Consider the following 26,081-nt stretch of genomic DNA (forward strand, 5'->3'; position numbering starts at 1 on the left):
AAGCAAAGCCTGCCCTGACCTGCGACGATGCAGGACAGCCTCACCTATGTCAGGCGCTCTCGCGCAGGTTGCGGCGGCGACCCTCGACCTCGACCAGCTCGGCGAACGCGGCCTGGTAGGCGGCCGGGTCGGCCTCGGCGTCCATGCGCTGCAGGCGACCGCGCAGGTCGGCGATGTGCCGCGTGAACCCGATCTCGACCAGCCGCAGCACGACACCCTTGACGTACCCCTCGAGCGACTCGGGGCGGTCCTCGGGCAGCGGCGCGACCGCGAGCTCCGTGACCAGGGGCCGGACGGGCTCGGCGGCCTGCTCGATGACCGCGCCGACCCAGCCCGTCGAGCCGCCGGACGACTGCAGCAGCGGGCGGGCGACCGCCAGCCCGCCGGCCGCGCGGATGGCCTCGTGCACCGCGCGGTAGGCGGGCGCCCCGAAGGCGTCGGACGGCAGCTCGTCGAAGTCGGCGGCCACGAGGTCGGGGCGCTGGAGCACCACCTCGAGGGCCGTCCGCTCGATCTGCGCGACGGGGTCGCGGCGGTCCGGGACGGGCATCCGCACCACCGGGACGGGCACCGGCTCCGACGACGGGACCGACCGCTCGGCGCGGGGCGCGGCGGGCCGCGTCGACGCGCCCTGCACGGCCCGTCGCACGGAGTCCTGGTCGTCGATGCCGAGCCAGCCCGACAGCAGCCGGGTGTACTCGGGCCGCAGGGCGGCGTCACGGATGCCGGCGACGATGGGCGCGGCGGCGCGCAGGGCGCCGATCCGGCCCTCGGCCGTGCGCAGGTCGTAGGACGCCAGCGTCGAGCGGATGACGAACTCGTAGAGGGGGGTGCGGCCGGCGACGAGCGCGCGCACGGCGTCGGGACCCTTGGCCTGCCGCAGCTCGCACGGGTCCATGCCCGAGCGCTCGACGGCCACGAACGTCTGCGCGGAGAACGACTGGTCCTCCCCGAACGCCCGCAGTGCGGCCTTCTGACCTGCGGCGTCGCCGTCGAACGTGAAGATGATCTCGCCGCCGACCGACGCCCCGGACGCCAGCTGGACGCCGCCCGACGACCCCGAGTCGCCGATCAGGCGCCGCACGATGCGGGCGTGGTCGGACCCGAACGCCGTGCCGCAGGTGGCCACCGCGGTGCCGACGCCCGACAGGTGCATCGCCATGACGTCGGTGTACCCCTCGACGACGACCACCCGCTTGTCCCGCTGCAGGTCGCGCTTGGCCAGGTCGATGCCGTAGAGCACCTGCGACTTCTTGTAGAGCGGCGTCTCGGGGGTGTTGAGGTACTTGGGCCCCTGGTCCTCCTCGAACAGGCGGCGGGCACCGAAGCCGACGGTCTCCCCCGTCAGCTCACGGATGGGCCACACCAGCCGGCCGCGGAACCGGTCGTACACCCCGCGCTGCCCCTGGCTGACCAGGCCCGACAGGCTGAGCTCGGCCTCCGTGAACCCGCGGCCGCGCAGGTGACGCATGAGCGAGTCCCACCCCTGCGGCGCGAACCCGACGCCGAAGTCGGCCGCGGCAGACCGGTCGAAGCCGCGCTCCGCGAGGAACTGCCGGCCCGCGGCGGCGGCGGGCGTGCTCAGCTGCTCGCGGTAGAACTCCTCGGCGACCTTGTGCGCCTCGATGAGCCGGCGCCGCTTGCCCGGCTCCTCGCCGGGGCGCGGGGCGCCGCCCTCCTCGTACCGGAGCTGCAGCCCGACCTTGCCGGCCAGGTACTCGACGGCCTCGGAGAACCCCAGCCCGTCGACCTTCTGCACGAAGTCGATGACGTCGCCGCCCTCGCCGCAGCCGAAGCAGTGGTAGCGACCCACCTGGGGACGGACGTGGAACGACGGGGAGCGCTCGTCGTGGAACGGGCACAGGCCCTTCATCGACCCGACGCCCGCGGACCTCAGCGTGACGTGCTGCCCGACGATGTCCTCGATGTGGGCACGCTCGCGGACCGCCTCCACGTCCTCCCGCCGGATGCGTCCTGCCACGCGAGGAGTCTAGGCGTCGGGGCGGACGCACCGGACCGGGTTCACACGAAAGCCGCGGGGCCGCCGTGCCGGGGCGGGTGCACCAGGCGCGCGTGCAGGTCCGCGGCGGAGACGTCGGTGAGGGACGCCACCTGGTCGATCACGACGCGCAGCCGTGCGGCGTCGTCGGCGGCCTCCTGCCAGTCCGCGGCGAAGGGCGGCTCGAGGGCGATCGGCGCGCGCTCCGAGAGCACGTGCACCAGGTCGACCAGCACCTCGCGCTGCCGGTGGTAGAGCGGCTCGAGCTCGCGCGGCGCCATGACGTAGGCGACCGCCAGGCCCTTGAGCACCAGGATCTCGGCGAGGGTCTCGTGCGGCACGATCAGGTCGGCGGCGTACCGGGTGAGCGGACCCGAGCCGTACGCCTCCCGGGTGGCCAGCTGCGACGCCTTGGCGAACCGGCCGATGAGCTGGCTGGTCGAGTCCTTGAGCGAGGCCAGCGCGGCGCGGGACCCGTCGAACCCCGGACGCCACAGGTCGGCCGCGACCAGCCGGTCCATCGCGTCCTGCAGGCCGTCCGCACTCACCGCGTCGCCGTACCAGGTCTGCACCGCCTCGACCACGCGGTCGCGCTCGACGGGGACGCCCAGCACCTCGAGGTCGAGCCGCCCGCCCACGACCGCGTCCTCCACGTCGTGCACCGAGTACGAGATGTCGTCGGCCAGGTCCATGACCTGCGCCTCGAGGCACTTGCGGCCGTCCGGAGCCTGGTCGCGCAGCCACTGGAACACCGGCAGGTCGTCCTCGTAGACGCCGAACTTGTGCGTCGGCTTCCCGCTGGCCGCGCTCACCGGCCCCTGCAGGTGCCGCCACGGGTACTTGACCGACGCGTCCAGGCTGGCCCGCGTGAGGTTGAGCCCGACGGCCCGACCGTCGGGGGCGACGACCTTGGGCTCCAGCCGCGTGAGGAGCCGCAGCGTCTGCGCGTTGCCCTCGAACCCGCCGATGCCCTTGGCCAGCTCCGCCAGCGCGCGCTCGCCGTTGTGGCCGAACGGCGGGTGCCCCAGGTCGTGCGCGAGGCAGGCCGTGTCGACGATGTCGGGGTCGCAGCCCAGCGCCTTGCCGATCTCGCGGCCCACCTGTGCGACCTCGAGCGTGTGCGTCAGCCGGGTCCGCACGAAGTCGTCCGACGACGGCCCGAGCACCTGCGTCTTGGCGCCCAGCCGCCGCAGCGCCGAGGAGTGCACCAGGCGCGCCCGGTCCCGCTCGAAGGCGGTCCGCTCGCGCGACTTCGGCGCTTCCGTGACCCAGCGCTCCCGGTCGGCGTCGACGTACCCGTCGAGGTCGAGGGACTGGTCCAGTGCGGTCACGGGGCCAGCGTAACGATCACGCGAGTCGCCAGACCTGCACCCCTGGTCCGTCGCCGGGCAGCACCAGGCGGTCCGGGTGCACCTCGAGGTCGCCTCCGCCGTAGAGGTTCGACGGGTCCGCGCCGGGAGCCAGCAGGCGGCGGGGCAGGTCGGCGCCCTCCCACGGCGCGCGCGCGACCAGCACCAGCACCCGCTCGTCGACCGTCTCCCGCAGGTACGCGACCGCGTCGGGGCTCACGACCGCCCAGCGCATGCCGCCCTCGCGCAGGGCACGGGAGCCGCGCCGGACCGCGATGAGCGACCGGTAGACCTCGAACGTCGCGGCGTCCCAGCGCGCTCCCCCGCCGGCGTCGATGTCGTCCCACGGCATCGCGACCCGGGAGTGCTCGCCGTTGGTGCCCGTCAGGCCGCCCTCGTCGCCCGCGAACATCGCCGGCGTGCCCGGGTAGGTGAACAGCAGGCCGGCGGCCAGCTCCACGCGCTCGCGCGTGCCGACGACCGTGCGCAGGCGGGCCGTGTCGTGCGAGCCGAGCATGTTCCACTGGTGGGTCGTCACCGCCCACGGGACCGTCGAGTCGAAGTCGCGCATGGTGTCGACCATCGAGACGCCGTCGCGGCGCGGGATCGGCACCGGCATGCCGAGGAACCCGAGGTCGAGCTCCGGGTCCACCAGCCACGTCCACACCGGCCGCGTGAACGCCGAGTAGTTCATGTTCGCGTGCCAGCCGCCCGCCGCCAGGTCCGTGCCGGCGTCGTGGAAGTGCTCCGAGACCAGGACGGCCTCGGGGTTGAGGGCGTGCATCGTGGCCCGGATCGTGCGGGCGACCTGCAGCGTCAGGTCGTCGTCGGCGTAGCGGCCGGTCATGTTGGCGACGTCGATGCGCCAGCCGTCCAGCGAGTACGGCTCGACCAGCCAGCGCCCGATGACGGAGTCGGGCCCGTCGACCATGCGGCCGGCCAGGGCCGGGGCGTTGTAGTTGAGCTTCGGCAGCGACGCGTGCTCCAGCCAGCCGACGTACCCCGGGTCGGTGTCGGTCCAGTAGTAGAAGGACGCCTCCTCGCCGGCCCGGTCCGCCCGCGCCCGCGCGAACCACTCGTGCCCGGCGCCGGTGTGGTTGGTCGTCAGGTCGCCCAGGATCCGCATCCCGCGGCCGTGCACCGCGCGGCTCAGGGAGGCGAAAGCCTCGTCACCGCCGAGCAGGGGGTCCACCCGGTCGAACGTGCTCGCGTCGTACCGGTGGTTGGACCGGCCGGGGAACACGGGCGTCAGGTACAGGGTGTCGACGCCGAGACGCTGGAGGTGGTCGAGCCGCTGCTCGATCCCCGCCAGGTCCCCGCCGAAGTACTGCTGTGCCACCCCGCGGCCGGCGCCGATCGGCTCGTCGTCCCACTGAGCCGGCAGGGCCCAGTCGGGCAGGGGCCCGTGGTCGTTCCCGGACCGGGCGAACCGGTCGGGGAACACCTGGTAGACGACGGACGTGTCCATCCAGGCCGGTGCCGGGTCGTGCACGGTGAGCCGGAAGTCGCCCGCGTCGGGCACGTCCCGCGCGTGCAGGCCGCGCCCGTTGAGCCAGCGGTAGCCGCCGGGCTCGTCGAGCAGCACGCGGTAGCCCGCCACGGGGTTGTGCACGGGCACCTCGCCGACGTACCAGCGGGCGTCGTCGTCGGTCCGCTCGAGGCGCGTCGGCACCATGCGCGGCTCGGCGTCGCGGACCGTGCGCAGCCACACGGCCCGCTCCGTGCCCGAGACCGGCACCCGGATGCGCACCGGGACGACGTCGCCGAGCCGCGGCGTGGCACGCCGGACGTACAGCTCCGACCCGTCGTGGTGCGGCTGGTCGAGCAGGTGGCGCACCCGGCTCATCCCTTGACGGACCCCGCGGTCAGCCCGCCGACGATGTACCTCTGCAACAGCAGGAACAGGACGACCACGGGGACAGCCGCGACGACGGCACCGGCGGAGAACAGGCCCCACGGCGCCGTCCGCTCGTCGGCAGCCCACGAGTACAGGCCCAGCGCGACGGTGTACTGCTCCTGCCGCTGCAGCACGACCTTGGCCAGCAGGAAGTCGCCGAACGCGCTGATGAACGACAGCAGCCCGACCACCGCGAGGATCGGCATGACCAGGCGCAGGATGATCGTCCAGAAGATCTGGGCGTGCGAAGCGCCGTCGATCTTGGCGGCCTCGTCGAGCTCGCGCGGGACCGTGTTGAAGAAGCCGTACATGAGGAACGTGTTCACCCCGAGCGCGCCGCCCAGGTACACCATGATCAGGCCGAGCAGGCTGTTGAGCCCGAGCGGGGGGAACACCTTCCCGAGCGTGAGCAGGATGAGGAAGATCGCGACGAACGCGAGCGTCTGCGGGAACATCTGCGCCAGCAGCAGCCCGGTGAGCGTCCCGCGCCGGCCCCGGAACCGGAACCGTGAGAACGAGTAGGCCGCCGCGGCGCCGAGCAGGACGGTGCCCACGGCGGTGACCGCCGAGACGACCAGCGAGTTGCGGAACCAGCTCCAGTACGGCCGGCTGCTGAGGTCGGCGTAGTTCTCGAAGCTGATGGTGCGGAACAGCTCGTTCGACCCGGTGAGGGTGCCGCCCGGGTTGAGCGACGCGGACAGCACGTACAGCAGGGGGACGCTGATGACGACGATGACGACGACGCCGACGATGTGCCGCCAGCCGACCTCTCGCCACCACCGGGCGCCGGTGACGGCTGTGTGCTGCTCGAGCGAGGTGGCGGCCATCAGATCTCCTCGAGGGAACGGGTCCGCCGGAAGCCCCACCAGGAGATGGCGCCGACGATGATGAAGATGAGGATGGTGAGCGCGCTGGCGAAGCCGTACTGCCGCTGACCGCCCTCGAACGCGACGGAGTACACCAGCGAGATGAGGATGTCGGTGTGCCCGACGGGTATGGGCGCGCCGGGGAAGTTCGGACCGCCGCCGGTGAGGTTGTAGATCAGCACGAAGTTGTTGAAGTTGAACGCGAACGACGCGATGAGCAGCGGCGCCACCGACACCATCAGCAGCGGGATGACGATCGCGCGCTGGATCCGGAACGGGCTCGCGCCGTCCATCCGGGCCGACTCGAGGACGTCACCGGGGATCGACTGCAGGGCACCCGTGCAGATGAGGAACATGTACGGGAAGCCGAGCCAGAGGTTGACGATGAGGATCGACACCTTGGCCAGCGTCGGGTCGTCCAGCCACGGGATCGACGCCCCGCCCAGCAGCGTCTGGTTGATGAAGCCGAACGTCTGGTTCATCATCCCGCGCCAGACCAGAGCGGCCAGGAACGCGGGGAACGCGTACGGGAGGATCAGCAGCGACCGGTAGATCTTGCGGCCGCGGACCCGGGGGTCGTTGAACACGACCGCGAGGAAGTACCCGACGACGAAACAGGTCGCCACGGACAGGAACGCGAACGCGAACGTCCACCAGAGCACCTGGAGGAACGGCCCGCGGATCTCGGAGTTGGTGAATGCCTTCGTGAAGTTCTCGAAGCCGACGGTCACGCGCCACCCGGGCTGCAGGACCGTGCCGTCCTCGGCGACGAAGTTGCCGCGGTCGTTCGGGGTGTAGACGGTGCCCGTCGACGGGTCGGTCATCGTGTCGGCCGCCTCGTCGTAGACGAGCGACGACGTGAACACGTACCCGGTCGAGCCGTCCTGCGTGCGGATCGACCCGTCGTTCGGGTCGTCGCTCACCGCGACGCGCAGCGTGGTGATCGCTTCCTGGTTCTGCGCGATCGCCGCGAAGTTCAGCACGTCCCAGCCGCGCACGGCCGTGACCTTGCCGTTCTCGATGGTGGCGTCGGGGGCCGGCTCCATGGGCTGCTCGGCCCAGCCGAGCTCGGCGTCGCCGTCCGCGTTGACGATCGCGAAGCCGAGAGTGTTCGCCCGCTGCACGACGGTCAGCGGGTAGGCGGCCGAGCCCTCGACCCGCTTCTCGTTCTGCGCGAGGATCGCGCTGATCGCGTCGGCCTTGTCGGAGTTGTGACCGTCGCCGTAGTTGGTGAAGGCGATGAACGCCGTGTAGAGAGCCGCCGACACGACATAGGCGAAGAGTAGGATCATGCCGGGCACGAGGTACTTGGCCGGCAGCGCCCGCCGCGAGAAGTACGCCCAGTTGATCGCGAGGAGCGCCAGCGCCAGGAAGCCGACGATGACCCACGACCGCTGGGTCGCTGCGGCGACGATGCCGAAGACGCCGAGCGCGTCGACCGCTGCGACGAGGATCAGCTTGACGAAGAACCCCGGCCGGATCGAGCGGGCGGGCGAGTGGTCGGGCGACCCCTTGCCGCGGCCCGGTGGTGGTGCGGGCGGCTCCCCCGCCTCGACGTCGGAGTCGACAATCTGCTGCGTCATGGCGGCGACCTCCTGGGCGGCGGGCGCCACGGTGCGCCCGTCTTGTCAGCAATGTGGCACTGCGGGGGGCGCACCGCACGACAACGCTCTGCGGGTGCTGCCGGGAACTGCGGAGAGCACCCCGCCGCCGACACGTGGGCCGGCGGCGGGGTGCTCCCGCACTCAGCCGATCTTGCTCTGCATGTTGGCGACCATCGTGTTCCACGCGGCCACCGGGTCGGCGGCTGCGCCGCTGATGATCTGGACCTCGGTCGAGCCCCAGAACTCCCACATCGCGTCCATCTCGGGGATCGTCGGCAGCGAGACGCCGGTGGAGCCGACCTCGTTGAAGCCCTTGAGGATCGGGTCCTCGACCTTGTCGGCCGCGGCCGTCAGGGCCGGGTTGCGGCCGCCGGACTTGTAGAGCTCGGTCTGCACCGCCTCGGTCGTGAGGAAGTTCGTCACGAACTCGTTCGCCAGGACCTGGTTCTTCGACTTCGCGGAGATGTAGGCGCCCTGGACACCGACGAACGGCTTGGCCTCGGAGCCACCGGCGCTCGGGATCGGGATGACGGAGATGTCCATGCCGGCCTTGGTGAAGTCCGTGGTGTACCAGGGGCCGGTCACGATGTACGGCGACTTGCCGTCGAGGAACGCCTGCTTGGCGATGTCGGCCGTGATCTGCGGGTCGAGCACCTTCTCCTGGCCGAGCTTGGCCAGGTAGGTCGCGAACGCCTGACCCTCGGGGCCGCCCAGGCCGAGCTCGGCGGTGTACGAGCCGTCCGACGACTGCTTGAAGATGGGGGCGTTGAACGACATCTGCAGCGGGTACAGGTGGTAGGCGTCGCCCGTGTCCGGACCCTGCTGGATGAGGATCGGGTACTGGGTGCCGGCGGTCTTGGCCTCGGTGATGAGGTCGTCGAACGTCGTGGCCGTGGTCTCCGGCTGCAGCTTGTTGTTGCGGACCAGCGCGATGTTCTCGATCGCGTACGGGACGCCGTACTGCTGGCCGTCGTAGGCGAACGCCTGGATGGCCGACGGGGCGAAGCCGTCCGTCTTGTCGCCGAGCTCGACCGGGGCGACCACGCCGTTGGTGACGAAGCCACCGAGCCAGTCGTTGGCGCCGATGACGACGTCGGGGCCGGTGCCGGTCGGCACCTGCGAGATGAAGTCGTTCTTGATGTCGGCGGAGATCTTCTGCACGAGGTCGACGGTGACGCCCGTCTCGGCCTCGAACTCCTTGACGATCGGCTTGAACGAGTCGATGCGGGTCTCGTCGACCCACATCGTCATGGTGCCCGAGGCTGCGGCCGAGGTCTCGCCGCCCGAGGTCGGTTCGTCGCTGCCGCCGCCCGAGCCCGAGCACGCCGTGAGCGTGAGGGCGAGGCCGGCGACCGCGGCAAGGACAGGGATGCTCCGTCGCATCGTCATCTCCAAGGAGGGTCTGTGGGGTGTGCCGGCGTGCGGCGGGATCCCACCGACGCTGGCCTGATATCGCCGAAGTTAGCGTCGTTGCGGCGGCGCTTGCAAGTCGTTACGGTAACTTTCAGGCAACGGTTCCAGCGGGTGCTCGACACGCCCCGGGGGGACCTTCATGAACGACTACGGACGAGGAGGTCCGGTGTCCCCTACGCTGCCGCCTGTGCGCACCCGTCTGACGGATCTGGCCGAGCAGGCCGGCGTCAGCACGGCAACGGTGTCTCGGGTTCTCAACGGCAAGCACGGCGTGTCGGCCCAAGCGCGTCAAGCCGTGCTGGCGGCCCTCGACGTGCTCGGTTACGAGCGGCCAGAGAAGCTGCGCACCCGCTCGGCCGGCCTGGTGGGCCTGGTGGTCCCCGAGCTGTCGAACCCCGTGTTCCCGGCGTTCGCGCAGGTCATCGAGACGATGCTGACCGAGCGCGGGTACACGCCGCTGCTCTGCACGCAGTCTCCGGGCGGCACCACCGAGGACCAGTACGTCGAGATGCTGCTCGAGCACGCGGTCGACGGCATCGTCTTCGTGTCCGGGCTGCACGCCGACACGACGGCGAGCAAGGAGCGCTACCACCGCCTGCGCAGCCGTGGGATGCCGATCGTGCTGGTGAACGGGTTCGCCGAGGGCGTCGACGCCCCGTCGGTCTCCACGGACGACTCGGCGGCGCTGGACCTCGCCTTCCGCCACCTGGTCTCGCTCGGGCATCGCTCGATCGGCCTAGCCATCGGGCCCGAGCGCTTCGTGCCCGCCGCCCGCAAACGGGTGGAGTTCGCGGTCAACCTGCAACGCCACCTGGGCGTCACCGAGCCCGACGGCCACGTGGTCACCACGCTGTTCACGGTCGAAGGTGGCCAGGCCGCCGCTCTCGAGCTCATCGACTCCGGCCACACCGCGATCATCTGCGGCTCGGACCTCATGGCGCTCGGCGCCATCCGAGCGGCCCGCTCGCGAGGGCTGTCCGTGCCGGGCGACCTGTCGGTGGTCGGGTTCGACGACTCCCCGCTGATCGCGTTCACCGACCCGCCGCTGACCACGGTGCGCCAGCCCGTCCTGTCGATGGGCCACGCCGCCGTCTCGGCGCTGGTCTCGGAGATCAACGGGGCACCCGCGTCCCGCACCGAGCTGAAGTTCCACCCGGAGCTCATCGTGCGTGGTTCGACGGGGGCCGCACCCGCGCTGACCTCGGCCGCTGTGACCTCTCAGGCTCCCGCCGTACTCTGACCGGACTTCGAGCGCTCGACGCTCGCTGCCCGGCAACGGCGCCTCCCCCCTAGTGCGACCCCCCGAAGTGAGGCATGCCCGCATGACGACGACCGACACCCGACCCCTGCGCACCGTGGTGCATGCCGCCGGATCCCCGGACGGCGAGTGGTGGCGGGATGCCGTGATCTACCAGGTCTACCCCCGCTCGTTCGCGGACGCGTCCGGCGACGGGATCGGCGACCTGCCCGGCGTGACCTCGCGCCTGGACCACCTGGCCGAGCTCGGCGTCGACGCCGTCTGGCTCTCGCCGTTCTACCGGTCCCCGCAGGCCGACGCCGGCTACGACGTGGCCGACTACCGCGACGTCGACCCCCTGTTCGGGACGCTCGCCGACTTCGATGCGATGCTCGAGCGCGCGCACGGCCTCGGCCTGCGCGTGATCGTCGACCTGGTGCCCAACCACACCTCCGACGAGCACGAGTGGTTCCAGGCGGCGATGGCCGCCGGGCCCGGGTCGCCCGAGCGCGCGCGGTACCTGTTCCGCGAGGGCCGCGGCGTCGACGGCACCGAGCCGCCCAACAACTGGCAGTCGATCTTCGGCGGGCCGGCCTGGACCCGGACCACGAACGACGACGGCACGCCGGGCGAGTGGTACCTGCACCTGTTCGACTCCCGGCAGCCCGACCTCAACTGGGAGCACCCCGAGGTCCGCGCCGAGTTCGAGGACGTCCTGCGCTTCTGGCTCGACCGCGGGGTCGACGGCTTCCGCATCGACGTCGCGCACGGCATGGTCAAGGCACCCGGCCTGCCGGACTGGGAGGGGCACGTCTCGATGATCGAGGGGTCGGACGACGTGGAGCCGACCGACACCGTCTCGGGCGCCGGCAACCAGGGGCCCATGTTCGACCAGGACGGCGTGCACGACATCTACCGCGCCTGGAACCGGGTGCTGGCCGAGTACGACGGCGACCGCGCGCTGGTCGCCGAGGCCTGGGTGGAGCCCCTGTCCCGGCTGACCCGCTACATCCGGCCCGACGAGATGCAGCAGGCCTTCAACTTCGCGTTCCTGGCCACGCACTGGGACGCCCCGGCACTGCGCACGGTCGTCGAGGCCTCCTACCGCGCCGCGGACGTCGTCGGCGCCCCGACCACGTGGGTGCTGTCCAACCACGACGTCGTCCGGCACCCGTCCCGCCTTGGCCTGGCCGAGCCCGGCACGCGGCCCAACGGCATCGGGCACGGCGACGAGCAGCCCGACGAGGCCCTGGGCCTGCGCCGCGCCCGCTGCGCCTCGCTGCTCATGCTCGGGCTTCCCGGCTCGGCGTACCTGTACCAGGGCGAGGAGCTCGGGCTGCCCGACCACACCGCGCTCGACGACGACCTGCGCCAGGACCCGGCCTTTTTCCGGACGGGCGGCGCCGAGCGCGGTCGCGACGGCTGCCGCGTGCCGCTGCCGTGGTCGTCCGACGAGGCCGGGTTCGGGTTCTCCCCCACCGGCGTGACCTGGCTCCCGCAGCCCGAGGCCTGGGCGTCCTACGCCCTCGACGCCCAGCGCGGCGTCGCCGGCTCCACGTACGAGACCTACCGTGCGGCGCTCCGGCTGCGCCGGGAGGCGGACATGGGGTCCGGCGGGATGGAGTGGCTGCATGGGCTGGGCGACGATGTCATGGCGTTCGTCAACCGGGACGTGCTGGTCGTCGCCAACCTGGGTGCCCAGCCGGTCGCGCTGCCCGCGGGCGCCGAGGTGCTGCTGGCGTCGATCGACCCCGCCGTCGAGGCGGACGGGTCCGTGCTGGTGCCCTCCGACGCGACCGTCTGGGCCCGCTTCACGGCCTGACCTGCAGGAACGGCCCCGCTGCGGCGGGGCCGTTCCGCTCAGGGTCGGTGCACGACGTCCCACGCCTGGGCCGCGCGGGCCGGGACGACGACGGTGAGCTTTCCGTTCTTCACCGTCGACGACGCGCACTCCTGCGTCGACAGCACGTCGCAGTAGTCGCCGTCCGGCAGGCTGGTCGCCAGCTCCGTGCGCAGCTCCGCGTCGCCCGCGTTGACGACGACGAAGCCACGCTCCCCGCGGCCGAGCGCGACGGCGTCGCCGTCGGACCACTCGTCGACCGTGGGCGCGTCGCCGACCACGTTGCGCCAGCCGACCATGCCCTCGATCTGCGGCCAGCGGTGCTGGCAGACCCAGTCGCCGTCCGACAGGTCGGCGTCCGGACCGGAGGCGTCGCCGCACGCGGCGTCGAGCACGCGGCCGTCCGCGTCCTGGGGCGCGCCGGCGTCGCGGTCGGAGAAGGCGTAGCCCGTGTAGACCGCGGGCGTCCCGTAGCTGCTCGCGAGCATGAGCACGTTCGCCAGCGCGTACTGCGCGCCGTCGGCGTAGCTGAGCGTCGAGCCGTTGCGCTCGGTGTCGTGGTTGTCGACGAAGACGATCGCGTCGTCGGACGGGAGGTAGGCCCCCGTCGTGCCGAGGTCGAGCGCGAGCCGGGGCGACCCGGCGAGGACCCCCTGGACGTCCTTGCCCCAGGCGAACTCGTAGACCTTCCCGTTGCCCGTGTACTGCTCCGGGGTGATCGGCTCGCCGCCGCCACGGATGACCTCCTGCGCAATGCCGGTGCCCTCCGGCAGCTGCGCGACGATCGCGGCGATGTCGGCGGGCGGCATGTGCTTGGCGGCGTCGATGCGGAAGCCGTCGACGCCGAGCGAGACCAGGTCCTGCAGGTAGGCGACGATCGTGGACCGCACGTGGTCCGTCTCGGTGGCCAGGTCGGCGAGGTTCACCAGCTCGCACGTCTGCACCTGGGCGGCGTTCTTGTAGTCGACGATGTCGTCGTTCGCCGTCAGCCCGCAGTGGTGGAAGTCGGCGTCGGTGTAGATCCCGGGGTAGTCGTAGTGCGAGTACGACGAGCCCGCCCAGCCCGTGCCCGGGGAGTCCTGGCCGGTCATGTGGTTGATCACCGCGTCGGCCCACACGTCCACACCGGCGTCGTGACACGTCTGCACCATGGCCGCGTACTGCTCACGCGTGCCGAGCCGCGACTCCACCTGGTAGCTGACGGGCTGGTACGCGGTCCACCACTGATCCCCGAGGATGTGCTCCTGCGGCGGGCTGGTGAGCACCCACGCGTACCCCGCCGGCCCGAGGTGGTCCGTGCACTCCGTCGCGATCGAGTCCCACGTCCACTGGAACATCTCGACGCCGACGTCGTGACCGCCGCCGTCGGGCGGGGACGCCGACGGCTCGGGTGTCCCGCTGCACGCCGCGACGAGGAGCAGAGCGCCGACCAGGGCGGTCGCTCGAGCGGTCAGGTGCGTCATCGTCACCATCCGGGGCGGGCTGCAAAGCATTGCAGCAACTTGCAGGACGCCACACCCTAGAACGTGACGGTCGTTCCCACCAGCACCAGCTCGGACGTGTGCGACCCCTCGATGCCGACGCCGGACGGTCGCGGCCGGAATCCGGGCAGGTCCTCGAGCCCGTCGCTGCCGTCGGCGACCCGCAGCTCGGCGTCCTTGTCGGCGTCCAGGGTGAGCGTGACGTGCACACCGTCCTGAGGCGGCGCGTTGAACACCACGTCGAACGTGCCGTCGGAGACCGGCACGTCACGGCCCTCGACCTCGGCCGTCCGCACCCCCGCGTCGGCCATGTGCATCCCCACCAGGCGGACCTGCCGCTGCGGCACCACGGTCAGCTCGAGCGTCCGGACCCCGTCCGCGGTGGTGTCGGAGTCCGTCGTGACCTCGGGCGCCGGCAGGTCCGCGGCCTCGGCTGCCCCGGTCCAGACGCCCGTGCCGAGCAGCGGGAACGTCGTGTGGACGTCCTGGTGCTCCGAGACGAACTGGCTGGTCCAGTCGCTCGGGCTGACCTCGGAGCTGACCCACCAGGCCTGCCCGGAGTCGGCGTCGAGCGCGTACATCAGCTGGGTGGGCAGCGGGTGCTTCGCGTCGAAGGTGTCGACGACCAGGCCCGCGCCGACGCAGACGATCGCGAGCGCACCGGCGACGAGCGCGGGGAGCAGAGTGCGGCGGCCGCTCGGCACCAGCCGGTCCACGACGGGCAGCAGCGCCAGCCCCAGCAGCACGGCGAACAGGGCGGGCGCCGCACCCGTCGCCAGCCCCAGCGCGGGCAGGAAGAGCAGCACGATGGGCGCCAGCACCACGACGGCGACCGCGCCGACGACGGTGGCCGTCACGACCCGGCCCGTGTCGCCGAGGCGCAGCGCGACGATCCCGCCGACGCCGCCAGCGAGGGCAGGCAGGGCCGCGAGGTACGAGCCCCCGGGCGTGACCGCGGCCAGCACCAGCCCGAGCACCGCGAGCCACCCGAGCGCACCGATCACCAGCGCCGGGGCACCGAGTCGCCCGCGCAGCGCGCCGAACCAGAGCAGCAGCACGGTCGCGACGAGGGCCATCAGCGCCGCGCGGAACCACCAGGGCCGCCAGGGGTCGAGCATCTCGCCGTACCCGGGCCGCAGCGCGACCAGCAGCATCCAGAACAGCTGCGCGACGACGGCGGCCGCCACGATCGGCCCCAGCGCCCAGGCGAACCCGGCAGCCAGCCGACGTCCGCGCAGCAGACCGGCACGGACCGAGAGCCAGCCGAGGGCGGCCACGGCGAGCGCCGCGAGGATCGCGACCGGCCACACGAGCCAGCCGGGGTACCGCGCGAGCTCCCCGAGCACCAGGAAGTACGTGGCGTCGTCCGCGGACGGGACGCTCAGTGCGGCGAGGTCGTCGTTCCCCAGGTGCCGGGCCAGCGCGAGCGCGTTCGAGCCGTGGTGCTGGAGGCTCGCGAGGTCCAGGTACTCCGGCCGGTCCTCCGGCGAGTGGTAGACGGCCGAGCCGTCGATGTAGGCCGAGTTGAGGCCGGTGAACCGGTCCTGCTCGCGGAACGGCGTGAAGTCCGTGTCGTTGGGCAGGATCCGGTAGACCTCGACCGCCATGCTGCTGCCGACCGGGTGCGGCACGGTCGAGTAGACGTCGACCAGGGCGGCGTTGCCGCGGGACGTCTCGAACATGATCGCCGGGCCCGACGCGCCGCGGGCCTCGAAGTTGAGCACCACGCCACCGTCGGCGCCGAGCGGGTCGTCGTGCACGAACGCCTCGGCGCCGCACAGGCACGCCTCCTCGGCGTCCGTGAACACGAGCACGACGTCGTTCTTCAGCGCCGGCCCCTCGCGCAGGGCGCGGACCGTCTCGAGCAGGGTCGCGGTGCCGGCGCCGTCGTCGTTGGCGCCGTAGGACACCTGCACCGAGTCGTAGTGGGCCACCATGAACAGCCGGCCGGTCGAGTCCGTCCCGGGCAGCACGACGACCACGTTCTTCACGGCGGCGAGCCCGTACCCGCTGCCCAGGGCGCCGGTCGCGCCGACACCGTCCACGACCTCCGGGTCCAGGCCGAGGTCGGTGAGCGTGTCGACGATGTGGGCGCGGACGTCGCCGGCCGCGTCGCTGCCGGCCGGGTGGACCTCCTGGCCGATCGCCTGCACGTGCTCGAAGGCGCGCCGCGCGCTGAACTCGTCGGCGGGGGCGTCCGACGGGGCGGGCGCCGGTGGCCAGACGGTCCAGAGGCTGATCACGGTCAGCGCGACGAGGACCAGAAGGCTCAGCAGGGAGAGGCCACGGGACCTCGTCGTCACGTTCACGGGCCTCATGATCCCTGCTGTGCCGTCGCGCTCGGCACCACCACGCCGCTCCTAGGGTGGGGTCCGTGCCTCGCGTCCTGGTCAACGGTCCCGCGTCCTGGAACACCCTCGTCCGGCTCCCCGCCCTCCCCGAACCACGGTCGCAGACCCTCTTCGCGAGCGGTCACCACGACGGCCTCGGCGGGACGTCGGCCGGCAAGGCGCTGACGCTGGCGGCGCTGGGCGTCGACGTCACGCTCCGCACGGTCCTCGGCGACGACCGGGAGGGTGGGCTCGTCCGCGCGGCGCTCGCGCACCCGCGGATCGCCGTCGTCGCCCAGCCCGTCGAGACGACCGAGCGGCACGTCAACCTCATGGCCGAGGACGGGTCGCGCGTCTCGATCTACCTCGAGCTGCCCGCGCCGGCGCCCGGGCCGGTGCCGTCGTTCGACGGGATCGACGTCGCCGTCCTCGACCTGGCCGACCACAGCCGCCCGCTCCTGCCCGCCGCCCGGGCGGCCGGCGTGCCGGTGTGGTGCGACGTGCACGACGACGACGGCATTGCCGACTACCCCCGCGACTTCGTGGCCGCCGCGGACGTGCTCCTGGTGAGCGCAGCCCGGCTGACCGACCCGCGGGCCTACGTGCGCGACGCAGTCGCCCGCGGGTGCCGGCTCGCGGTGTGCACCGACGGCGGCGCGGGCGCGCTCGCGCTCGACGCCGACGGGTGGATCGAGGTGCCGGCCGCGCCGGTGGACGAGGTCGTGGACACCAACGGCGCGGGCGACGCGTTCCTCGCCGGCCTGCTCAGCGGGGTCCTCGACGGGCTGCCGGTGGAGGCGTGCCTCGCGCGCGCCTCGGCGACCGGGGCCCTGGCCGTCACGACCCGGGACCTCGGGGCGCCGTCCGCCGACCGCGAGGCCCTCGACCGGGTCGCGGTGCAGGTCCGGCGCGTGTGAGGCGTCAGCCGCCCGAGACGCTCAGCTCGGCCTCGTGGAGCGCCTTGGCGAACTCCTCCGACAGCTCGCGCGAGTCGAGCCAGCCGTACGGCAGGAGCGGTCGCTTGGGCGAGCCGGCGCGGCCGCGCTGGCCCTCGGCACCGGCGCCCGGGTAGCCCTGCTCGAGGTCGAGCCGGCCCAGGCGCTCGTCGAGCTCGGCCATGGTCGACACGAGCCCGAGCGCGGCGCGCGTCTCGCCGCCCACGACGTAGCCCTTGAAGTACCAGGCCATGTGCTTGCGCATCTCGCGCAGCGCCTTGCCCTCGTCGCCGAAGTGCTCGACCATCAGCTCGGCGTGGCGGCGGACGATCGTCGCGACATAGCCCAGGCCGGGCTTGATCCGCTCGTCGGACCCCGCGAACGCGGCCGCGAGGTCGGCGAAGAGCCACGGGCGGCCCTGGCAGCCGCGGCCGACGACGACCCCGTCGCAGCCGGTCTGCGCGACCATCTCGAGCGCGTCCTCGGCCGACCAGATGTCGCCGTTGCCCAGCACCGGGATCTCGGTGACGGCCTGCTTGAGCTGCGCGATCGCGTCCCAGTCGGCCGTGCCCGAGTAGTAGTCGGCGGCGGTGCGGGCGTGCAGAGCGACAGCCGCGACACCGACCTCCTGCGCGACCAGGCCGGCCTCGAGGTAGGTCAGGTGGTCGTCGTCGATGCCCTTGCGCATCTTCACGGTGACGGGCACGCCGTACGGGCTCGCCGCGTCGACCGCGGCCGTGACGATGTTCCGGAACAGGTCCCGCTTCCAGGGCAGCACCGCTCCCCCGCCGCGGCGCGTGACCTTGGGCACCGGGCAGCCGAAGTTCAGGTCGACGTGGTCGGCGCGGTCCTCGGAGGCGATGAGCCGGACCGCGGCGCCCACCGTCGCGGGGTCGACGCCGTACACCTGGACCGAGCGCGGACGCTCGTCGGGCTCGTGCGAGATGATCCGCATCGACTCCTCGCCGCGCTCGACCAGGGCGCGGGACGTCACCATCTCGGCGACGTACAGACCGGCACCGGACTCGCGGCACAGGCGCCGGAACGCGGCGTTGGTGACACCGGCCATAGGCGCCAGGACGACCGGCGTGTCGATCGTCAGCGGACCGATGCGCAACGGCGGCAGGACGGCGCCGGGGCGCGCCGGAACCGCAGGAGTCGTCAGGGTCATGCCCCTAGTGTCCCTCAGCCGAGCAACCAGCCATATTCCTGCGCCAGCCGGACCGCCTCGGCACGCGTCCGGGCGCCGGTCTTGCCCATCGCGGCCGACAGGTAGTTGCGCACCGTGCCCTCCGACAGGAACGTCTCGCGGGCGATGTCCGCGACCGTCCCGCCGTTCGCCGCGGCGACGAGCACGTCCCGCTCGCGGTCGGTCAGCGGGCTCGTGCCGACCGCCAGCGACTCGACGGCCAGGTCCGGGTCGACCACCCGCAGGCCCCGGTGCACGCGCCGCACGGCGTCCGCCAGCTGCTCCGCCGGGGTGTCCTTGACCACGAACCCGCTGGCCCCGGCGTCGAGCGCGCGCCGGACGTACCCGGGGCGGCCGAACGTGGTGACGATGAGCGAGCGGCACGTGGGGAACCGGGCCTTGAGCTCGGCGGCGGCCGTGATGCCGTCCATGCCCGGCATCTCGACGTCGAGCAGGGCGACGTCGGCGGCGTTCTCGCGGGCGGCGTGCACCACCTCGTCGCCACGGCCCACCTGCGCGACCACCGTGAGGTCCGACTCGAGGTCGAGCAGGGCGGCCAGGGCTCCGCGGACCAGGGCCTGGTCGTCGGCCAGCAGCAGTCTGATCACCGAGCACCGTTCTTCGTCGTCACCAGCAGCTGGTAGCCGCCCAGCGGGCTCGCGGACACCTCGACGTGCGCGCCGACCTCTCGCGCGCGCTCCGTCAGCCCGCGCAGCCCGTTGCCGGGCACCACCTCGGTGGTGGCCGGCCCGAAGCCGTCGTCCTCGACGACGAGCGTGTCCGCGGTCATCGTGACGCGCACCCGCGACGCCGCCGAGTGCCGGATGACGTTCGTCGTGCCCTCCCGCAGCGCCCAGGCGAAGAGCTCGCGCAGCGCCTCGGGGACCTGGTCGACCGTGCCGGGCACGTCCGCCTCGACCCCCGCGGAGTCGAACGCCTGCCGCGCGCCGGCCAGCTCGCCCGCGAGCGTCACCGCGCGCGTGGCCGAGACCATGCCGCGCACGTCCGCGAGCGCGGACCGGGCCAGCGCCTGCACCTCGGCGATCTCGGCCCGTGAGCGGTCGGCGTCGACGTCGAACAGCTTCCCGGCCAGCTCCGCCTTCACCGCGATCACGGTCAACGAGTGACCGAGGATGTCGTGCATGTCGCGCGCGATGCGCTCGCGTTCCCGCTCCACGGCCAGCACCGCGACCTCGTCCTGCGCGAGCGCGAGCTGGCGGTTGCGCTGGACCAGCTGCGTGAACCCGTACACCGCGACGGAGGCGAGGATCACCGAGATCACGAGGTCGTCGATGGTGTCCCAGCCCGGCACCAGGCGCGGGACCACGAGGATGAGCACGCACGAGAACACGGCGACCAGCAGGGCCCGCGGGTCGCGCAGGAGGAAGATCGCGGAGACGCAGACGAAGACGAGGCCGACCAGCCCCTGCTCCTCCGCGGCCAGGGTCGAGACGCCCACGAGCACGACCTGGCCGACCAGCACCACGCCGGTGTGCGGGTGCGGCAGCCGGCTGCCGTGCGGCCCGGCCCGGGTGAGCACCACCCAGGCGAAGCTCGCCGCCAGGCCCGCGATCGCCACGAGCGACAGGGTGCGCTCGATCCCGGGCGACGCCGCCCACGCGGCCTGCCACGGCTGCAGCAGGAACACCGCCCAGACGATGCCCATGGCCGGGCCGACGACGCGCATCACCTTGCGGGTGCGCGGCCGGGCGATGCCGTCCGCCTCCGAGGCGTACGCGAGCCGGCCGCCCCAGCTGGGCCACTCGTCCTTGGGCACGGAGATGCCGTCACCCGGCTCCGCGCGACGCCTCACGGCGCCCACGCTAGCCGGGTGACGGTCACCGGGATCCGTCGCCGTGCGGGTCACACCCGCGCCGTGTCGCGGCGGAACCGCCAGGCCGCTCCGCCGACGAAGACCGCCGCCCAGCCGACCACGTTGACGACGGCCCAGATGCTCGGCGTCTCACCCGTGAGCGGCGCCCGCACGATCTCGGCCAGGCCGTAGGTGGGGACCACCTTGGCGATGTCGGCGAACAGCCCGTCGCCGAGCGGGACGAACAGGCCGCCCGCGAACGCGAGGAGAGCGAGCACCGGGCCGAGGATCTGCATGACGTTCTCCGCCGGCAGCAGGTACCCCATGAACAGCCCGAAGGCGGCGAAGACGACCGAGCCGACCCAGGCCAGCCCGAGGGAGGCGACGAGCGCGCTGGTGTCCCCCGTCGCGCCGCTCAGCAGCCCGACGGCGGCCACGACGACGACCGCCGCGAGCCCCATCACCATGGCGACCGCCACTTTGGTGAACACGTACGTGGCCGGCCGCAGCGGCGTGAGCCGCAGCTGACGGGTCCACCCCTGCGAGCGCTCGACCGAGACGCTGGCGCCTCCGCTGGTGGTGGCCAGCATCGCGCCGTAGAGCGCCATCGACACCATGATGAACGCCGTGACGTTGGCGTTGCCCACCGACTGGGTCGTGTACGCGTCGGCCGTGCCGAAGATGAGGAAGAACGCCGGCGGCATGATCAGCGTGAAGATGACCGTGCGGCGGTTGCGCAGCAGGCGGCGCAGCTCGATGGACACGAACGGTCCGTTGATCAGTCCCGTGCGGGGCGCACGGTCCGTCGCGCGGGCGGTGGCGACGGTCGTGGCTGCGGCGCTCATGCTGCACTCCCAGGGGTGTGGTTGTCGCCGGTCAGGGCGAGGAACGCGTCCTCGAGCCCGCGGGCGGTGATCTCGACGTCGCTCGCCGCGGTGGCGGTGAGCAGGTGGCGTGCGACGCCGTCGGAGTCCGACGTGTGCACGAGGACGCGGTCGCGGCGCAGCTCGACGGACTGCACGCCGGGGATCGCGTGCAGGGCGGCACTCTCGGCGGGGCTGAGGTCCGGCAGGGTCGCGGTGACCAGGCGGCCCGAGGCCATGTTCTTGACCTGCGCGGCCGACCCGTCGGCGACGATCCGCCCGTGGCTGACCAGCACGATCCGGTCGGCGTACGCGTCGGCCTCCTCGAGGTAGTGCGTCGCGAACAGGATCGTCCGGCCGCGGGAGGCGTCCGCCCGCAGGGCCGTCCAGAAGTCGCGGCGCCCCTCGACGTCCATGCCGGTGGTCGGCTCGTCGAGCACCAGGACGTCCGGGTCCGGCAGGAGCGCGAGCGCGAACCGGAGCCGCTGCTGCTGCCCTCCGGAGCACTTGCCCACCCGGCGGTCGGCGATGTCGGCGATCCCCGCGCGGCCGAGCACCTCCTGCGCGGTCCGGGACGACCGGAAGAAGGACGCGGTCAGCTCGACCGTCTCCCCCACCGTGAGGTCCTTGAGCAGGCCGCCCGTCTGCATGACGGCCGAGACCCGGCCCTCGGCGATCGCGCGGCTGGGGTCGAGCCCGAGCACCGACACCGAACCCGCGTCGGGCTGGGCCAGGCCGAGGAGCATGTCGATCGTGGTCGTCTTGCCGGCGCCGTTGGGGCCGAGGAACGCGACGACCTCACCCGGCGTGATCGCCAGGTCGATCCCGTCGACGGCACGCACGGTGCCGAAGGACTTGTGCAGACCGCGCAGCTCGATCGCCAGCGGTCCCGAGCCGGCCGGGGCCGGTGTGGGAAGGGTGTCGGTGAAGGTCATGGCTCGATCCTGGCCGACGGGCGCGGGCCGCTCCCCCGCCGACCGTCACGAGCCGGGCATGACGGATGTCATGCGGATACGACGACGCCCGCCCCGCGCGAGCGGGACGGGCGTCGTCGGTGTGGTCGGACGCGTCAGGCGCCGACGAGGTGCTGCGCCAGGTAGCCGGTGACCTTGTCCAGGGCCACGCGCTCCTGTGTCATGTCGTCGCGGTGCCGGATGGTGACGGCCTGGTCGTCGAGGGTCTCGAAGTCGACCGTGATGCAGAACGGCGTGCCGATCTCGTCCTGGCGGCGGTACCGGCGGCCGATCGCGCCGGCGTCGTCGAACTCGACGTTCCAGTTCTTGCGGAGCTCGGCGGACAGGTCGCGGGCCTTGGGCGACAGCGACTCGTTGCGGGACAGCGGCAGGACCGCGGCCTTGACCGGGGCCAGGCGCGGGTCGAGCTTGAGCACCGTGCGCACGTCGACCCCGCCCTTGGTGTTGGGCGCCTCGTCCTCGGTGTAGGACTCGACGAGGAACGCCATGAGGCTCCGCGTCAGGCCGGCGGCGGGCTCGATGACGTACGGCACGTAGCGGGTGCCGGTCGCCTGGTCGAAGTACGAAAGGTCCTGGCCCGAGTGCTCGGTGTGCGTCTTGAGGTCGAAGTCCGTGCGGTTGGCGATGCCCTCGAGCTCGCCCCACTCGCTGCCCTGGAAGCCGAAGCGGTACTCGATGTCGACGGTGCGCTTCGAGTAGTGGGACAGCTTCTCGGCCGGGTGCTCGTAGAGCCGCAGGTTGTCGCGGCTGATGCCGAGGTCCACGTACCAGTCGGTGCGCTGATCGATCCAGTACTGGTGCCAGGTCTCGTCGGTGCCGGGCTCGACGAAGAACTCCATCTCCATCTGCTCGAACTCGCGCGTGCGGAAGATGAAGTTGCCCGGCGTGATCTCGTTGCGGAACGACTTGCCGATCTGGCCGATGCCGAACGGTGGCTTCTTGCGGCTCGTCGTCGACACGTTGGCGAAGTTCACGAAGATGCCCTGCGCGGTCTCGGGCCGCAGGTAGTGCAGGCCGGACTCGTCCTCGACGGGGCCGAGGTAGGTCTTGAGCATCATGTTGAAGTCGCGCGGCTCGGTCCACTGACCGCGCGTGCCGCAGTTGGGGCACGCGATGTCCGCCAGGCCGTGCTCGGGGGCGCGGCCCTTCTTCTCCTCGAACTCCTCCAGCATGTGGTCCTCGCGGAACCGCTTGTGGCAGTTCAGGCACTCCGTCAGCGGGTCCGTGAAGACGCCGACGTGGCCGGAGGCGACCCAGACCTGGCGGGGCAGGATCACCGAGGAGTCGAGGCCGACGATGTCGTCGCGGCTGGTCACCATCGTGCGCCACCACTGGCGCTTGATGTTCTCCTTGAGCTCGACGCCCAGCGGTCCGTAGTCCCACGCCGAGCGGGTACCGCCGTAGATCTCGCCGCTCGGGAAGACGAACCCGCGCCGCTTGGCGAGGGAGACGACGGAGTCCAGGCGGGAGGGTGCAGCCACGATCGATCACTCCAGGGTGGTGGCGCCCGCGGCTGGGTGTCGCGGGCGGATGGACCGCAGCGGCGTCGCCGCGGTTGAGCAAGAGTCGAGCGCAGCCCAGGCTACCGGTCATCCGGCGGGGTCGTTTTGACAATGGTTCTCGTCCAACTGAGAATGATCGTCATGTCCATCGTGTCCCGACGAGCCCGGTTGCTCGCCCCGGTCGCCCTCGTCCCGCTGCTGCTGGCGGGGTGCGCGAGCGATTCCGGCGTCGCCGAGGGCACGGTCGACGTGATGGCGTCCTTCTACCCGCTGCAGTTCGTGGCGCAGCAGGTGGGCGGCGACCGGGTGACTGTCCGCTCGCTCACACCCCCCGGGGCCGAGCCGCACGACGTCGAGCTCTCGCCCGCCCAGGTCTCCCGGATCGACCGCGCCGACCTGGTGGTGACCCTGTCCGGCTTCCAGGCCGCCGTCGACGACGCCGTCGCGCAGACCTCGCCCGCCCACGTCGTGGACGCGGCGGACGACACGACCCTGATGACGCCCGAGCAGGAGCACGGGCACGAGGACGGGGCCGACGAGGGGCACGAGCACGGCACCCTCGACCCGCACTTCTGGCTCGACCCCAGCCGGCTGCCGTCGGTCGTCGACGACGTCGCGGAGCAGCTCACCGCGATCGACCCCGAGGGCGCGTCCGAGTACGAGGCGAACGCCGCGGAGCTGAACCAGAAGCTCGCCGACCTCGACGCCGCGTACTCCAGCGGGCTGGCCGCGTGCGAGACCCGCACGTTCGTCACCTCGCACGACGCGTTCGGGTACCTCGCGGACCGGTACGGCCTGTCCCAGGTGGGGATCTCCGGGATCGACCCCGAGGCCGAGCCGTCCCCCGCCCGGCTCGCGGCGGTGGAGAAGCTCGTCCGCGACCAGCACGTGAGCACGATCTTCTTCGAGAGCCTGGTGAGCCCGAAGGTGTCCGAGACGCTCGCCGACGACCTCGGCATCGACAGCGCGGTGCTCGACCCCGTCGAGGGGCTCGCGGATCCCGCCGACGACTACTTCTCGATCGCCGAGCGCAACCTCGACGCCCTCCGCGTGGCATTGTCCTGCTCGTGAGCGCACCCGTGATCGAGGCCTCCGGCCTGGGCGTGACCCTGGGCGGGCAGCCGATCCTCGACGGCATCGACCTCACGGTCCCCGCCGGTGAGGTCCTGGCCCTGCTCGGCGCCAACGGGTCCGGCAAGTCGACGCTCGTGCGCACCCTGCTCGGCGTGATCCCGCGCACCGCCGGGACCGTGAAGCTGTTCGGCACGGACCTCGGGCCGACCGCCCCGTGGGACCGTGTCGGCTACGTGCCGCAGCGCCTCCCGGCCGCCGCGGGCGTCCCGGCCACCGCGTACGAGGTGGTGACCTCCGGGCTGCTGCACGGCCGGTCGCTGCGCCCGCCGCGGGGGCACCGGCGCCGGGCCCTCGACGCGCTCGCCGACGTCGGCCTCGGAGACCGCACCCACCAGCGCGTGCAGGAGATGTCCGGCGGGCAGCAGCAGCGCGTGCTCATTGCGCGCGCCCTGGTCCGCGACCCCGACCTGCTCGTGCTGGACGAGCCCACGTCGGGGATCGACATCCCCACGCAAGCCACGTTCGTCGACACCGTCAGCCGCCTGCACGACGCCGGCACCACGGTGGTCGTGATCCTGCACGAGCTCGGCCCGTTCGCGCCGCTCATCGACCGGGCGATCGTGCTCCGGCACGGCCGCGTCGCGCACGACGGCGCACCGCCCCGCGCCCGCGGCGAGCACGCCGGCGAGTGGCACGACCACACACACGCGCACTCCGACCCCGAGGTGCCGCCCAGCGGTCCGTCCCTGTCCGTGGAGGTGAACCCGTGACCGCGTGGGACCAGGTGGTCGAGCTGCTGACGTCGCCCCTGATGCAGCGGGCGCTGATCGCGGCGATCCTCGTCGGGGCCTGCGCGCCCGTCGTCGGGACGTTCCTCGTGCAGCGCCGCATGGCCCTCATGGGCGACGGCATCGGGCACGTCGCGCTCACCGGCGTGGCGCTCGGCTGGCTCGTCGGCAGCTGGGCCGGGCTGGTGCCGCAGGACGCGCTCGCCGTGCCCGGCGCCGTCATCGCCGCCATCGTCGGCTCCGTCGTCATCGAGCTCGTGCGCGAGCGTGGCCGGACCAGCGGGGACCTGGCGCTCGCGCTCATGTTCTACGGCGGCATCGCGGGCGGCGTGCTGCTCATCAAGGTCGCGGGCGGCACCAACGCCAACCTCATCAGCTACCTGTTCGGCTCCATCTCGACCGTCTCGACCACGGACCTGTGGTGGACCGTCGGGCTCGCCGCCCTGGTGCTGAGCGTGGGCATCGGCCTGCGGACCGCCCTGTTCGCGGTCAGCCACGACGAGGAGTTCGCGCGAGCCAGCGGGTTGCCGGTGCGCTTCCTGTCGATGATCGTCGCCGTCATCGCCGCCCTCACGGTGACCATCGCGATGCGCGTCGTCGGCCTGCTGCTGGTCAGCGCGCTGATGATCGTGCCCGTCGCGATCGCGCAGCTGTTCGCGCGGTCGTTCAGCAGCACCATGACGCTGGCCAGCATCGTCGGCGTCGTCGTCAGCGTCGCCGGGCTGGTGCTCACGTACTGGCAGGACATCCCGCCGGGCGCCACCATCGTCGTGCTCGCGATCCTGGTCTACGCCGTCGCCGCGAGCCTGAAGCCCGTCCTCTCGCGCCCGCAGCCCCCGCGCGACCCGCACCCCGACATGGTGGACGACGTGCTGCTGGTCGACGACGTGCACGATGTTAGGCCTACCTCACCTGCACCGTAGGATC

At 72.4% G+C, this 26,081-nt stretch carries 20 protein-coding genes; 6 read left to right on the forward strand and 14 right to left on the reverse strand.

Translation table 11 applies throughout. From position 1 onward, the window contains the following. Nucleotides 1–49 precede the first annotated feature (49 nt). The 6 genes from dnaG to AC1DWH_RS03850 form a co-directional block, all read right to left on the reverse strand. Complete coding sequence (gene dnaG, locus AC1DWH_RS03825) at nt 50–1,981, reverse strand: DNA primase (RefSeq protein ID WP_477092538.1); 1,932 nt, start codon at nt 1,979–1,981, stop codon at nt 50–52. A 41-nt stretch (nt 1,982–2,022) separates the two neighbouring features. Further along, nucleotides 2,023–3,330: a deoxyguanosinetriphosphate triphosphohydrolase gene (locus tag AC1DWH_RS03830; protein WP_456845475.1), complete on the reverse strand. Its 1,308-nt coding sequence runs from the start codon at nt 3,328–3,330 to the stop codon at nt 2,023–2,025. 16 nt (nt 3,331–3,346) lie between these two features. Beyond that, on the reverse strand, nt 3,347–5,194 hold the full coding sequence (locus AC1DWH_RS03835) for a glycoside hydrolase family 13 protein (RefSeq protein ID WP_477092539.1): 1,848 nt from the start codon (nt 5,192–5,194) through the stop codon (nt 3,347–3,349). Continuing rightward, nucleotides 5,191–6,072 carry a sugar ABC transporter permease gene (locus tag AC1DWH_RS03840; protein ID WP_456845477.1) on the reverse strand — a complete coding sequence of 294 codons (882 nt, stop codon included), beginning with the start codon at nt 6,070–6,072 and terminating at the stop codon, nt 5,191–5,193. The genes AC1DWH_RS03835 and AC1DWH_RS03840 overlap by 4 nt, the downstream gene beginning before the upstream one ends. Then, nucleotides 6,072–7,694 (reverse strand): ABC transporter permease subunit, encoded by a 1,623-nt coding sequence (locus AC1DWH_RS03845; protein WP_477092540.1) that lies wholly within the window; start codon nt 7,692–7,694, stop codon nt 6,072–6,074. Before AC1DWH_RS03845 ends, AC1DWH_RS03840 begins: the two co-directional genes overlap by 1 nt. A gap of 162 nt (nt 7,695–7,856) precedes the next feature. Continuing rightward, nucleotides 7,857–9,104 carry a sugar ABC transporter substrate-binding protein gene (locus tag AC1DWH_RS03850; protein ID WP_456845479.1) on the reverse strand — a complete coding sequence of 416 codons (1,248 nt, stop codon included), beginning with the start codon at nt 9,102–9,104 and terminating at the stop codon, nt 7,857–7,859. Between the two features lie 163 nt (nt 9,105–9,267). Between AC1DWH_RS03850 and AC1DWH_RS03855 the strand changes: the two genes are divergently transcribed. Together AC1DWH_RS03855 and AC1DWH_RS03860 are read left to right on the forward strand one after the other, a co-directional pair. Beyond that, nucleotides 9,268–10,368 carry a LacI family DNA-binding transcriptional regulator gene (locus AC1DWH_RS03855; protein ID WP_477092541.1) on the forward strand — a complete coding sequence of 367 codons (1,101 nt, stop codon included), beginning with the start codon at nt 9,268–9,270 and terminating at the stop codon, nt 10,366–10,368. 82 nt (nt 10,369–10,450) lie between these two features. Then, nucleotides 10,451–12,187 carry a glycoside hydrolase family 13 protein gene (locus tag AC1DWH_RS03860; protein ID WP_477092542.1) on the forward strand — a complete coding sequence of 579 codons (1,737 nt, stop codon included), beginning with the start codon at nt 10,451–10,453 and terminating at the stop codon, nt 12,185–12,187. Nucleotides 12,188–12,225: 38 nt separating this feature from the next. On the opposite strand, the gene AC1DWH_RS03865 is transcribed toward AC1DWH_RS03860, so the two are convergent. Beyond that, a complete protein-coding gene (locus AC1DWH_RS03865) occupies nt 12,226–13,668 on the reverse strand; it encodes an alpha-amylase (protein ID WP_477092543.1) in 1,443 nt (480 codons plus the stop codon). A gap of 56 nt (nt 13,669–13,724) precedes the next feature. Continuing rightward, nucleotides 13,725–15,995, reverse strand: coding sequence for a M28 family peptidase (locus tag AC1DWH_RS03870; RefSeq protein ID WP_477092544.1), 2,271 nt, complete (start codon nt 15,993–15,995; stop codon nt 13,725–13,727). Nucleotides 15,996–16,060: 65 nt separating this feature from the next. Here AC1DWH_RS03870 and AC1DWH_RS03875 point away from each other — a divergent pair, with 65 nt between their 5' ends. Continuing rightward, the gene (locus tag AC1DWH_RS03875) at nt 16,061–16,933 is read left to right on the forward strand and encodes a carbohydrate kinase family protein (protein WP_477092545.1); all 873 of its coding nucleotides are present in this window, start codon (nt 16,061–16,063) and stop codon (nt 16,931–16,933) included. A 4-nt stretch (nt 16,934–16,937) separates the two neighbouring features. On the opposite strand, the gene dusB is transcribed toward AC1DWH_RS03875, so the two are convergent. From dusB to AC1DWH_RS03905, 6 genes are all read right to left on the reverse strand, one after another. Beyond that, nucleotides 16,938–18,122 carry a tRNA dihydrouridine synthase DusB gene (dusB, locus tag AC1DWH_RS03880; protein ID WP_477092546.1) on the reverse strand — a complete coding sequence of 395 codons (1,185 nt, stop codon included), beginning with the start codon at nt 18,120–18,122 and terminating at the stop codon, nt 16,938–16,940. A gap of 14 nt (nt 18,123–18,136) precedes the next feature. Then, the gene (locus AC1DWH_RS03885; RefSeq protein ID WP_477092547.1) at nt 18,137–18,748 is read right to left on the reverse strand and encodes a response regulator transcription factor; all 612 of its coding nucleotides are present in this window, start codon (nt 18,746–18,748) and stop codon (nt 18,137–18,139) included. After that, nucleotides 18,745–19,953, reverse strand: a complete 1,209-nt coding sequence (locus AC1DWH_RS03890; RefSeq protein ID WP_477092548.1) for a sensor histidine kinase — start codon at nt 19,951–19,953, stop codon at nt 18,745–18,747. Before AC1DWH_RS03890 ends, AC1DWH_RS03885 begins: the two co-directional genes overlap by 4 nt. Nucleotides 19,954–20,003: 50 nt before the next feature. Continuing rightward, nucleotides 20,004–20,798 (reverse strand): ABC transporter permease, encoded by a 795-nt coding sequence (locus tag AC1DWH_RS03895; RefSeq protein ID WP_477092549.1) that lies wholly within the window; start codon nt 20,796–20,798, stop codon nt 20,004–20,006. Then, on the reverse strand, nt 20,795–21,751 hold the full coding sequence (locus AC1DWH_RS03900) for an ABC transporter ATP-binding protein (RefSeq protein WP_477092550.1): 957 nt from the start codon (nt 21,749–21,751) through the stop codon (nt 20,795–20,797). Before AC1DWH_RS03900 ends, AC1DWH_RS03895 begins: the two co-directional genes overlap by 4 nt. A 134-nt stretch (nt 21,752–21,885) precedes the next feature. Next, nucleotides 21,886–23,271 (reverse strand): glycine--tRNA ligase, encoded by a 1,386-nt coding sequence (locus AC1DWH_RS03905; protein WP_456846820.1) that lies wholly within the window; start codon nt 23,269–23,271, stop codon nt 21,886–21,888. Nucleotides 23,272–23,433: 162 nt separating this feature from the next. Between AC1DWH_RS03905 and AC1DWH_RS03910 the strand changes: the two genes are divergently transcribed. From AC1DWH_RS03910 to AC1DWH_RS03920, 3 genes are read left to right on the forward strand one after another with little or no spacing between them, the layout of a single operon-like run. Next, entirely contained in the window at nt 23,434–24,363 is a 930-nt protein-coding gene (locus AC1DWH_RS03910) for a metal ABC transporter substrate-binding protein (RefSeq protein ID WP_477092551.1), read from the forward strand. Continuing rightward, nucleotides 24,360–25,136 (forward strand): metal ABC transporter ATP-binding protein, encoded by a 777-nt coding sequence (locus AC1DWH_RS03915; RefSeq protein ID WP_477092552.1) that lies wholly within the window; start codon nt 24,360–24,362, stop codon nt 25,134–25,136. The genes AC1DWH_RS03910 and AC1DWH_RS03915 overlap by 4 nt, the downstream gene beginning before the upstream one ends. Then, nucleotides 25,133–26,077 carry a metal ABC transporter permease gene (locus tag AC1DWH_RS03920; protein ID WP_477092553.1) on the forward strand — a complete coding sequence of 315 codons (945 nt, stop codon included), beginning with the start codon at nt 25,133–25,135 and terminating at the stop codon, nt 26,075–26,077. Before AC1DWH_RS03915 ends, AC1DWH_RS03920 begins: the two co-directional genes overlap by 4 nt. Nucleotides 26,078–26,081 lie beyond the last annotated feature (4 nt).

Source organism: Cellulomonas sp. P2_F12, from assembly GCF_056403775.1.

Coding starts and splice junctions, on each gene's coding strand:
- AC1DWH_RS03845 (WP_477092540.1), bottom strand. CDS start 7,694: ATGACGCAGCAGATTGTCGACTCCGACGTCGAGGCGGGGGAGCCGCCC.
- AC1DWH_RS03895 (WP_477092549.1), bottom strand. CDS start 20,798: ATGAGCGCCGCAGCCACGACCGTCGCCACCGCCCGCGCGACGGACCGT.
- AC1DWH_RS03865 (WP_477092543.1), bottom strand. CDS start 13,668: ATGACGCACCTGACCGCTCGAGCGACCGCCCTGGTCGGCGCTCTGCTC.
- AC1DWH_RS03860 (WP_477092542.1), top strand. CDS start 10,451: ATGACGACGACCGACACCCGACCCCTGCGCACCGTGGTGCATGCCGCC.
- AC1DWH_RS03840 (WP_456845477.1), bottom strand. CDS start 6,072: ATGGCCGCCACCTCGCTCGAGCAGCACACAGCCGTCACCGGCGCCCGG.
- AC1DWH_RS03850 (WP_456845479.1), bottom strand. CDS start 9,104: ATGACGATGCGACGGAGCATCCCTGTCCTTGCCGCGGTCGCCGGCCTC.
- AC1DWH_RS03835 (WP_477092539.1), bottom strand. CDS start 5,194: ATGAGCCGGGTGCGCCACCTGCTCGACCAGCCGCACCACGACGGGTCG.
- AC1DWH_RS03900 (WP_477092550.1), bottom strand. CDS start 21,751: ATGACCTTCACCGACACCCTTCCCACACCGGCCCCGGCCGGCTCGGGA.
- AC1DWH_RS03855 (WP_477092541.1), top strand. CDS start 9,268: ATGAACGACTACGGACGAGGAGGTCCGGTGTCCCCTACGCTGCCGCCT.
- dusB (WP_477092546.1), bottom strand. CDS start 18,122: ATGACCCTGACGACTCCTGCGGTTCCGGCGCGCCCCGGCGCCGTCCTG.
- AC1DWH_RS03910 (WP_477092551.1), top strand. CDS start 23,434: ATGTCCATCGTGTCCCGACGAGCCCGGTTGCTCGCCCCGGTCGCCCTC.